The sequence below is a fragment of the Anaeromyxobacter sp. SG17 genome, assembly GCF_022690695.1.
GTDB classification, from domain to species: domain Bacteria; phylum Myxococcota; class Myxococcia; order Myxococcales; family Anaeromyxobacteraceae; genus Anaeromyxobacter; species Anaeromyxobacter soli.
The window spans coordinates 1-9,246 of record NZ_JALCYX010000116.1; the positions used below are offsets into that span (position 1 = coordinate 1).

A 9,246-nucleotide genomic window follows, 5' to 3' on the forward strand; every position below is an offset into this window, starting at 1 on the left:
CGCAGCGGGGACGGCCACCGGGAGCACGGCGCTCCGGGCGAGCGCCGCGAGCGGGGCGGGGAGAGCCGCCGCGAGCGCGGGGCGGCCGGCGCAGGCGCTCGGCGGACCGAGGGGCGCGGCGAGCGCAAGGCCTCGGGCCACGCCGGGTCGCCCGGCAGGACGGGGCGGCGCGGTCAGCCTGGCGGCAAGGCGCAGGGCGGGAAGGCACAGGGCGGGCGGCCGCAGGGCGGGAAGGGCGGGAGGGGCCCGAGCGGCGGCGGCAAGGGTGGCAAGGGCGGTCCGCGCGGCGGCCGGCGCGGAAGGTAACGGCTGCGGCGGGCTACCTCGCGGCGGGAGGCGCTCCACGAAGGGCCGAGAGGAACCGTCGGGCCTCCGCGACGGGAGTCCTTCGAGCGGAGCCGAGGTGCGGCTCCGCCTCCGCCCGCGGGACGAAGCGCGGCTCCCCGGGCGTCCCCGGATCGAACGCGACCGCGAGGCCCTTCGCCGCCAGCGCGCGGAAGAACGGCTCCCAGCCGCAGCGCTCCCCGGCCTCCCCGTGGCCGACGAGGACCGGCGCGCCGTCGCGCAGCGCAGGCGAGCGCCGGCTCCAGCCCGCGAAGTGGATGATCTCGGCTCGGTCGAGGGTCGCGTGCATCGGGACCTCCGGCCGGGATCTGCCGCCGCGCGGCGGGCCCGGCAATCGCCCGGCGGGGGCTGCGCCGCCGGGGCGCGCCGTGCTAATCACGAACGGTGACGCTCGCCAACGGGCTGCTCGTGACCGCGTCGTCCGCCGCCGCCGGCCTGATCAACGCGGTCGCGGGCGGCGGGACCCTCCTCACCTTCCCGGCGCTGCTCACGGCCGGGCTCGGCCCCGTCGGCGCGAACGCCACCAGCACCGTCGCGCTCTGGCCCGGCCAGTTCTCCTCCGTCTGGGCTTATCGCCGGCACATCGGCGAGGAGCGGCGGCGCGCGCTCACCCTCGGCGTGCCCGCGCTGCTCGGCGGCGCGATCGGCTCGGTGCTGCTCCTCGCGCTCCCCGAGTCGGCGTTCGCGGCGATCGTCCCCTGGCTCATCCTGTTCGCCTGCGCGCTCCTCGCGCTGCAGGGGCCGATCAAGACCTTCGTCGGCGGCCACGCCGTCGGCAACCATCCCCTCGCGCACTGGGTCATCCAGCTCCTCATCTCCATCTACGGGGGCTACTTCGGCGCGGGCATCGGGATCCTGATGCTCGCGGCGATGGGCATCCTCGTGCCGTCCTCGATGCAGCACGCGAACGCCCTCAAGGTGCTGCTCGCGCTGCTCACGAACGGCGTCGCGGCGATCCTCTTCGCCATGAGCGGCAAGGTGGACCTGCGCGTCGCGGCCATCATGGCGGTCGCATCGCTGGCGGGGGGATGGATCGGCGCGCTGCTCGCGCAGCGGCTCCCGCCCGCCGGGATGCGAGCGTTCGCCATCGCCGTGGGCCTGTTCGCCGCGGGGAAGATGTTCCTGCGCTGAGGGCGAGCCCCCGGCGCGCATTAAGGCCGCCGACTCCGGGGAGGGGCCCCAGCAGCTTCGCTGCTGGGGCGGGGGCGCAGCCCCCGTCTATCTAGAAAAATGAATCAGCGCCTCGAGCGCGTTCGTCGTGGTGAGGATGCCCACGAGCTCGCCGCGCGTCCCGGCCACGATGACGCCGTTCAGCTTGCGGTCGTGGAGGAGCTTCGCCGCCTCGGAGATGGGGGTCTCCGGCTTCACGGTGTGCGGCTTCGGGTTCATGGCGGCGGTGACGGGCGTCTTCGAGAGCAGGTACTGCAGCTCCCACTGGTCGAGGCTCGTCGCCTTCGCCGGCATGTAGCCGAGGAGCATCTTCTCCGTCACCAGGCCGACGATCCTGTCGCCCTTCATCACCGGCAGCCGCCGGATGTTCCGCTCGCGGAGGAGGTGGATCGCCTCCACGATCGACGCGTCGTCCCCGATGGTGATCGGGTTCCGCGTCATCCAGTCGCCGACGGTGAGCTTCGTGTCCGCCATGATCAGATCCCCAGGAAGGCCTTCTTCACGTGCGCGTTGTCGAGCAGCTCGGCGCCCGGGCCGGAGAGTACCACCCGGCCCGTCTCGAGCACGTAGGCCCGATGGGAGATGCGCAGCGACTGGAACACGTTCTGCTCCACGAGCAGGATGGTCGTTCCCTGGCGGTTGATCTCCTTGATGATCTCGAAGATGTTCCGCACGAGCAGCGGCGAGAGCCCGAGCGAGGGCTCGTCGAGGAGCATGACGCGCGGGTTCCCCATGAGGCCGCGCCCGATGGCGAGCATCTGCTGCTCGCCGCCGGACATGGTGCCGCCGAGCTGGCCCTTGCGCTCGGCGAGGCGGGGGAAGAGCGAGAACACCCGCTCCATGTTGCGCTCGCGGTCCTTGCGCGTGGACTTCACGAACGAGCCCATGCGGAGGTTCTCGGTGACGGTCATCTCCGGGAAGATGCGGCGCGCCTCCGGGACCTGGACGATCCCCATCTCCACGACCTTGTGGGAGGGGACGCGCGAGAGCTCCGTGCCCTCGAACGTGATCGACCCCGAGGTCGGGCGGACGAGCCGCGAGACGTTCCTCAGGATCGTGGACTTGCCGGCGCCGTTCGCGCCGACGACGGTGACGATCTCCCCCTGCTTCACCTCGAGGTCGACGTCCCAGAGGACCTGCAGGTCGCCGTAGGCGAAGTTGAGCTTGCGGATCTGGAGCATGTCGTCTCCCGTCACTCGACCCGCTCGCCCAGGTAGGCGGCGATGACGTCGGGGTTGTCGGCGATCTCGCGCGGGCCGCCCTCGGCGAGCTTCTCGCCGGAGTTGAGGACCACGATCCGGTCGGAGATCCGCATGATGGCCTTCATGTCGTGCTCGATGACCATCTGCGTGAGGCCCCGCTTCTTGAGCTCGAGGATGAGCTGGATGATCTCCTCCGACTCGGCGGGGTTGAGGCCGCCCATCACCTCGTCGAGGAGCAGGAGCTCGGGCTTCGTGGCGAGGGCGCGGGCCACCTCCAGCTTCTTGCGCTCGCCGATGGGGAGCCCGCCCGCCAGGAAGTCGGGCTTGTGGTCCAGTCGGACGACCTTGAGCTGCTCCATCGCGAGCTCGCGCGCGACCCTGAGGCTCGAGGTGCGAGCGAGCGCGCCCACCATCACGTTGTCCACCACGGAGAGCTTCGCGAGCGGGCGGACCTTCTGCCACGTCCGCACCATGCCGAGCCTGCAGACCTGATCCGGCTGGAGCCCGTTGAGCCGCGTGCCCTTGAAGGTCACCTCGCCCTTCGAGGGCGGGTAGTAGCCGGTGATGCAGTTGAAGAGGGTGGTCTTGCCCGCGCCGTTCGGGCCGATGAGGCCCATGATCATCCCCTGCTCCATGGAGAAGGAGACGTCGGAGTTGGCCGCGAGGCCCCCGAAGAACTTGGAGACGTGCTCGATGTCGAGGATCGCCATGGTCGCCTCCCTCAGGCCGTCGCCGCCGGTTCCGTCCGCCCGCGCGACGGCGTGCGGCGGCGCAGCCGGGTCGCGAGGCGGCGGATGACGCCCAGCACGCCCTCGGGCGCGAACAGGATCACCACCACCACCAGGATGCCGTACACGAGCATGTGCGCGTTCGAGAGGTTCGCCTCGATGAACCGCACGAACCCCGAGTCGGACGAGACGATCCCGAGCTGCACGAGCCCCTTGGGGTTGCGGAGGATCTCCGAGAGCGGCACGAGCACCATCGCCCCGATCACCGGGCCGAGGATCGTCCCGATGCCGCCGATGATGCAGATGAGGACGAACTGCACCGACACGTCCAGCCCGAACACCGTGTTCGGGTCGATGAACTTCACGAACATCGCGTAGAAGCCGCCGGCCGCGGCGGTGAACGCGGCGGAGATCGCGAGCGCGACGTTCTTGTAGAAGGCGGGGTTGATGCCGAGCGAATGGGCGGCGTCCTGGTCCTCGCGGATCGCCTGGAAGTAGTAGCCGAGCTTCGAGTGCTGCACGGCCCAGTTCGCGATGATGGTGACGACCGCGAGCCCGAGCGCCGCGAAGTAGAACGGGCGCTTCGTGAAGAACTCGATCTCGGTCGCGCCGATTTTGAGCGTCGGGATCTCGGTGACGAGGAACCCCTCGGCGCCGCGAGTGAACGCCTTGAAGTGCAGCGCGGCGAGACGGATGATCTCGGTGACCGAGATCGAGGCGAGCACGAAGTAGGGTCCGCGCAGCCGGAAGGTGATGCTGCCGATGACGAGCGACAGGAGCACCGCCGCCGCGATCGCCGCCCAGATCCCGACCCACGGGGCGGTCTTGTTGAGCTCGAGCAGCATCATCGTGACGTACGCGCCGATGCCGAAGAACGCGGCGTGGCCGACGGAGTACTGGCCGGCGTAGCCGCCGATGACGTTCCAGGCCTGGCCCTGGATGACCGCCAGGAACAGCACGACACCCATGTGGAGGACGTACGGCTTCTTCACGAAGCTCGGGAACGCCGCGAGCGCCGCGATCGCCGCCACGAAGAGGACGAGCCCGAGGACGGAGAAGCCGCGGGGGGCGCGGGAGAGGAGGGGACGCCGATCCATGGAGTGCACCCTTAGGCCCGGGTCTTCCCGAGGAGGCCGGACGGCTTGAAGAGGAGGAGCCCGAGGAAGAGCACGAACACGACGAGCTCCTTCAGGCCGGAGGCGATGTAGACCGCCGAGAGCGACTCGGTGACCCCGATGATGAGGCCGCCGAGCGTCGCGCCGATGACGCTGCCCATACCTCCGAGCACCACGATCACGAAGGCCTTCAGCGTGAAGGTGCTGCCGACCTGCGGGAAGATGTAGTAGGTCGGCGAGATGAGCGCGCCCGCCACCCCGGCGAGCGCGGAGCCGATGCCGAACGCGAGCACCGACATCGCCTGCACGTTGATGCCCATGAGCTGCGCCGCGTCGCGGTCCTGGGCGGTCGCGCGGATCGCCTGGCCGGTGTCGGTCCTCAGGAGGAACCAGTAGAGCGCCGCGGTGATCACCGCCGTGATGAGGAACGCGACGAGCAGCGGCTCCGAGATCGAGATCCCGCCGAGCGAGAAGCTCGACGACGAGTAGGTCGTCGTGAGGATCCGGTAGTCGGAGGTGAACATCAGCATGATCGAGTTCGACATGATGAGGCCGAGCCCGATCGTGAGCAGGATCTGGTTCTGCGGGAGCGCGTTGAGCACCCGGTTGATGAGGGTCTTCTGGAGGAACGCTCCCCACAGGAACAGGAGCGGTCCGGTGATGGCGACCGAGACGAAGGGATCGATCCCGAGCCGCGAGAAGACGAGCCAGGTCGCGTACATCCCCAGCATGAGCAGGTCGCCGTGCGCGAAGTTGATGACGCGCATGACGCCGAAGATGATCGTCAGCCCGATCCCGATGAGCGCGTACACGCCGCCCACGAGGATCCCGCTGATCACCGACTGCAAGAACACGTTCATTCGGCTGGCTCCGCGGCTCCGGTCGAGGGTGAGCGAAGAACGAGAGGGGCCGGGGAGCGTAACCAAACAGGCGAGCCGACTTCAACGCCTGTCAGCGCGCAGGGCGCGAAAAAAGGGCGATCGGCGGCCGACCGGGGGGCGACCGGCGCGCGCCCCCGAAACGAACGGGGCGGCGGGCCTGTGTCCGGCCCGCCGCCCCCAGGTACGAAGGTCACGCCGCGTGACGCGGCCCTCCCATCACTTCCAGCCCGGGAACGGGTAGACGGCCTTCTTCTTCGCGAGCTGCTTCGGGAAGACCGTCACCGACTTGCCGCCCTGGTACTGGACGACCGGCATGACGAGCTCGTTCTGGTTCGTGAACCCCTCGTAATCCCGGAAGTCCACGTTGCCCATGATGCCGTTCCACTTGCCGGCCTTGAGCCCCTCCTGGATCTTCTTGCGATCGCCGCCCGCCTGCTGCGCGACCTCGCCCACGATCATCATGGAGGCGTAGGCGCAGGCCGCGTGGTAGGTCGGCTTCTTCCCGTACTTCTTGAGGTAACGGTCCGCGAACTCCTGCGCGGCCGGGGTGCTCTCCGGCGTCCACTGCGTCACCGAGAAGACGAGGTTCGAGATGTCCTTCTCGCTCTCGAACTGCGCGGTGTCGAAGCCCGCGCCGCCGCCCAGGAAGGCCTGCGGCTTCAGCCCCACCTCGCGCGACTGCCGCATGAGCAGGATCGCGTCCGCGACGTAGGACACCATGAAGACGAGGTCCGGGCTCTGGGCCTTGATCTTGGTGAGCGTGGAGCGGTAGTCGGGCGCGCCCTTCTGGTAGGCCTCGTCCGCGACGATCTTGAGGCCCTTCTTCTGCGCGAAGTCCTTGCCGGCAGCGGCGACGGACGTGCCGAAGTCGGTCGACTCGTAGATGAAGGCGATCGTCTTCGGCTTGCCGAGCTCGCTCGCGGCGTCGATGAGCGACTGCGCGTACTGGTGGGCCGGGGCGTTGAGCCGGAAGACGAAGTCGTACCCCTGCTTGGTGATCTCCTCCTTCGCGGCGGCCGGGACGACCTGGGGCACCTTGTACTGGTTCGCGAGCTTCGCGACCGCGTTCGCCGTGGCCGAGGTGTAGGGCCCGACCACCGCCGCGACCTCGTCGCCCGTCGCGAGCTGCTCCATCGCGCTCATCGACACCTGCGGCTTGCCGGTGTCGTCCTGCTTGATGAGCTGGACGTTGACGCCCTTCTTCTTGAGGTCCTCGACGGCCATGTCGACGCCGTTCGTGAGGTTCTCGCCGATGGGGGCCTCGGGGCCGGTGATGGAGTTGATGAATCCGATCTTCACCTGCGCGTGTCCGGCACCAGGGAGCGCGAGGCTGAGCGCCGCGAGGGCCGGGGCGAGCATCTTCTTCATGTGCCGCTCCTTGCGAGAAGGGATCCTTTGGACGTGCGAAGGCGCCCGCGGCATTCAACACCGCGGGCGCCCCCTGTGACTTGCGGCTTCCTAGAACACGAACTGCGACGACACGGCGGTCTGCCAGCCGTCCTGATCGAGGCCGTCTGCGTAGGTGGTCGTCGTGCGGACGCCCTCGACGCCGAACTTCCAGTGCTTGCCGGCGTTGAAGATCACCGCGGCGTGGATCTGCTCGTTCTCACGGCGGACCGAGGCCGCGGTCTGGCCGGCGGACGTACGGCTGCCCGCGTCCGTCTTCTCGCGGCCGTAGCCGCCGACGAGCCAGACCTCGGGGATGGGCTTCAGGACCGCCTGCGCCCAGAAGCCGTCCGACTCGACCGTGTCGGGAGCGGCCGTCGCGACCGGGGGAGTCCCCGTCGCGACCGCGCCCGCGCCGGCGGCGATCAGGTTGTACGTGTCGCCCGCGCCGTCGTTCGTGAACCACTCGCCCTTCACGTCGAGCCACTGCGAGGTCACGTTGACGTCGACGCCGAGGAGCGTGCCGTCGAGGTCCTTCGTGGCGCCCGTCCCGCCGGTGACGTCGCTCACGCGGCGCTTGCCGTACAGGTACCCGACGCCCGCGGCGACCGTGACCGGATCGAGCTTCGCGTTGACGCCGACGCGGCCCTCGAGGCTGGGGAAGCGCGAGGCGTTGCCGGAGCCGTAGTCGGCGCTGGCCGGCGTGAACACCGGCGCGGCGTCGTTCGTCTGCGGGGAGAGGACCGCGGCCGCGACGTTCAGGCCCAGCATCTCGGGCGTGCCCGCCCAGGACGCGCGGATCTGAGGAGCGCGGCGCCAGGCGTTGCCGGCCTGCCAGAAGATCGGGTCGGCGGTGTGCGTGATGGAGGTCGCGAACAGCGGCGTCACGATGCCGTAGTCCTGCCCGGCGAGGATCGTGAAGGTACCGACCGGCTGCTTCCAGGTCGCCGTCATGCTGGCGAGCCGGAGGCGCATCACGCCGTTGTACCAGGTGGTCGACGTGGTCGCGAGGTGGCCGGCCTTGAAGTCGAACTCGATCGTTCCGCCGAGCTTCGCGCCGGTCCAGTTCTCGTCGTCGAGCGCGAGGCGCACGCCGAACCGCGAGTAGCGAGCGCTCATGAGGTACGAGCCGCCCGCCTGCGTGCGCGCGACCTGGGCCGGGTAGTCCTTCGCCGCGAACGTGTTCGCGTTCGCGTACGCGCTCAGCTGGATGAAGCCGTAGGGCGTGACCTTCACCTCGTCCTTCGCGGCGGGCGGCTTGGCCGGAGGCGCGGTCGGCGGGGTCGCGGGCTGCGCCGCCGGCGTCTGCTCGGCGGGCTTCTGCTCTGCAGCAGGCGCCTGCGCGAGAGCCGCGAGCGGCAGCGCAAGGGTGAGGGCTGCAGCGATGAGCTTCTTCAAAGCCTTCATGCAGTGCCTCCGAAAATCAATGTGTTCGGCGGTGTGTCCGGGCCCCTGAACGGAAAAGGGAGCGCAGGCTCGGACGGGTGCTTCCTCTCTACCACACCGGGCCAGCCCTCGAACGCAGAAAAATTGGCGCGGCCGGCAGGAATTGCGCCCGCATGGGTGGACAACACTGAGAGCGAAATCGCGGCGCGCCTCCCTGGCCGAAGGAGGGGGACGGTGGCCGCGAGCTCACGGGCTCGACGGCGGCGGCGCGCGGCCTCGCGGATCGGGGGGTTCGGCGGCGTCAGCGCCGGAGGCTGACGATGGTCACTGCGTCGCCGCCCTCGTGGCGGTCGCCCGGGCGGAACGCGCCGACGTAGGGCGACGCGGAGAGGTGATCGCGGAGCGCCTGCTTGAGCGCGCCGGTGCCGTGGCCGTGGAGCACGAGGCACTCGGCCTCGCCGGCCGAGTAGACGCGATCGAGGTAGCGCTCCACCTCGCGGAGGAGCTCCTCCACCCGCAGCCCGCGCACGTCGAGGCGGCGCTCGAGGCCACGCGGCGCATCGGGGCGCGCCTCGGCCGCCGCCGCGAGCTTCTCCGCGCGCGAGCGGCCGAGCCTCGCCGCGTCCTTCGCCTTCCCCACGAGCGGCACGAGGTCCGAGACGGGCCGGCGGACCTTGAGCGGCCCCGCCCGCACGAGCGCGTCCTTCCCCTCCACCTCCACGACCTCGCCCTCCTGCCCGAGCGAGACGATGCGGACGCGCACGCCCGGCTTCACCTCGCCGCCGGGCAGCGCCTCCGCGCCCGCCTCGGCGCGCGCCTTCGTCGCCTGCGCCGCCTGCTGGACGGTGGCGCGCCAGGCGTCGAGCTGGCGCGAGGCGTCGGTCGCGGCCTTCACCGTGGGCGCGGCCTGGAGGCCCGCGAGCAGCTCCGCCACCTCCGCGCGCGCGGCCTCGAGCTCGTCCACGAGCGCCTCGCCCATGCGCGCCGCCGCCTCGCGCTCGGCCCGCCGCGCGGCCTCCTCGGCGGCGCGGGC

At 70.4% G+C, this 9,246-nt stretch carries 10 protein-coding genes; 1 reads left to right on the forward strand and 9 read right to left on the reverse strand.

What is annotated here, in order from left to right; all coding sequences use genetic code 11:
* Positions 1-319: 319 nt before the first annotated feature.
* On the reverse strand, positions 320-634 hold the full coding sequence (locus MNY60_RS22530; RefSeq protein ID WP_242341218.1) for a hypothetical protein: 315 nt from the start codon (positions 632-634) through the stop codon (positions 320-322).
* A gap of 95 nt (positions 635-729) precedes the next feature.
* Between MNY60_RS22530 and MNY60_RS22535 the strand changes: the two genes are divergently transcribed.
* Entirely contained in the window at positions 730-1,476 is a 747-nt protein-coding gene (locus tag MNY60_RS22535) for a sulfite exporter TauE/SafE family protein (RefSeq protein WP_242341219.1), read from the forward strand.
* A gap of 87 nt (positions 1,477-1,563) precedes the next feature.
* On the opposite strand, the gene MNY60_RS22540 is transcribed toward MNY60_RS22535, so the two are convergent.
* The 8 genes from MNY60_RS22540 to MNY60_RS22575 all read right to left on the reverse strand — a co-directional run.
* Positions 1,564-1,989, reverse strand: a complete 426-nt coding sequence (locus MNY60_RS22540) for a CBS domain-containing protein (protein WP_242341220.1) — start codon at positions 1,987-1,989, stop codon at positions 1,564-1,566.
* Positions 1,990-1,991: 2 nt separating this feature from the next.
* On the reverse strand, positions 1,992-2,696 hold the full coding sequence (locus MNY60_RS22545) for an ABC transporter ATP-binding protein (protein WP_242341221.1): 705 nt from the start codon (positions 2,694-2,696) through the stop codon (positions 1,992-1,994).
* An 11-nt stretch (positions 2,697-2,707) separates the two neighbouring features.
* Positions 2,708-3,427, reverse strand: coding sequence for an ABC transporter ATP-binding protein (locus MNY60_RS22550; protein WP_242341222.1), 720 nt, complete (start codon positions 3,425-3,427; stop codon positions 2,708-2,710).
* 11 nt (positions 3,428-3,438) lie between these two features.
* Positions 3,439-4,542, reverse strand: coding sequence for a branched-chain amino acid ABC transporter permease (locus MNY60_RS22555; protein ID WP_242356829.1), 1,104 nt, complete (start codon positions 4,540-4,542; stop codon positions 3,439-3,441).
* A gap of 11 nt (positions 4,543-4,553) precedes the next feature.
* Positions 4,554-5,420 carry a branched-chain amino acid ABC transporter permease gene (locus MNY60_RS22560; RefSeq protein WP_242341224.1) on the reverse strand — a complete coding sequence of 289 codons (867 nt, stop codon included), beginning with the start codon at positions 5,418-5,420 and terminating at the stop codon, positions 4,554-4,556.
* A gap of 237 nt (positions 5,421-5,657) precedes the next feature.
* Positions 5,658-6,809, reverse strand: coding sequence for an ABC transporter substrate-binding protein (locus tag MNY60_RS22565; RefSeq protein ID WP_242356831.1), 1,152 nt, complete (start codon positions 6,807-6,809; stop codon positions 5,658-5,660).
* A gap of 90 nt (positions 6,810-6,899) precedes the next feature.
* Positions 6,900-8,234: a hypothetical protein gene (locus tag MNY60_RS22570; RefSeq protein WP_242356833.1), complete on the reverse strand. Its 1,335-nt coding sequence runs from the start codon at positions 8,232-8,234 to the stop codon at positions 6,900-6,902.
* 280 nt (positions 8,235-8,514) lie between these two features.
* Positions 8,515-9,246 (reverse strand): Smr/MutS family protein (locus MNY60_RS22575; protein WP_242361971.1); only part of this gene is annotated, 732 nt, incomplete at its 5' end.

Bases quoted from the DNA above. Each gene is read 5' to 3' on its own strand.
- MNY60_RS22530 (WP_242341218.1), bottom strand. From the start codon at position 634: ATGCACGCGACCCTCGACCGAGCCGAGATCATCCACTTCGCGGGCTGG.
- MNY60_RS22540 (WP_242341220.1), bottom strand. From the start codon at position 1,989: ATGGCGGACACGAAGCTCACCGTCGGCGACTGGATGACGCGGAACCCG.
- MNY60_RS22545 (WP_242341221.1), bottom strand. From the start codon at position 2,696: ATGCTCCAGATCCGCAAGCTCAACTTCGCCTACGGCGACCTGCAGGTC.
- MNY60_RS22550 (WP_242341222.1), bottom strand. From the start codon at position 3,427: ATGGCGATCCTCGACATCGAGCACGTCTCCAAGTTCTTCGGGGGCCTC.
- MNY60_RS22555 (WP_242356829.1), bottom strand. From the start codon at position 4,542: ATGGATCGGCGTCCCCTCCTCTCCCGCGCCCCCCGCGGCTTCTCCGTC.
- MNY60_RS22560 (WP_242341224.1), bottom strand. From the start codon at position 5,420: ATGAACGTGTTCTTGCAGTCGGTGATCAGCGGGATCCTCGTGGGCGGC.
- MNY60_RS22565 (WP_242356831.1), bottom strand. From the start codon at position 6,809: ATGAAGAAGATGCTCGCCCCGGCCCTCGCGGCGCTCAGCCTCGCGCTC.
- MNY60_RS22570 (WP_242356833.1), bottom strand. From the start codon at position 8,234: ATGAAGGCTTTGAAGAAGCTCATCGCTGCAGCCCTCACCCTTGCGCTG.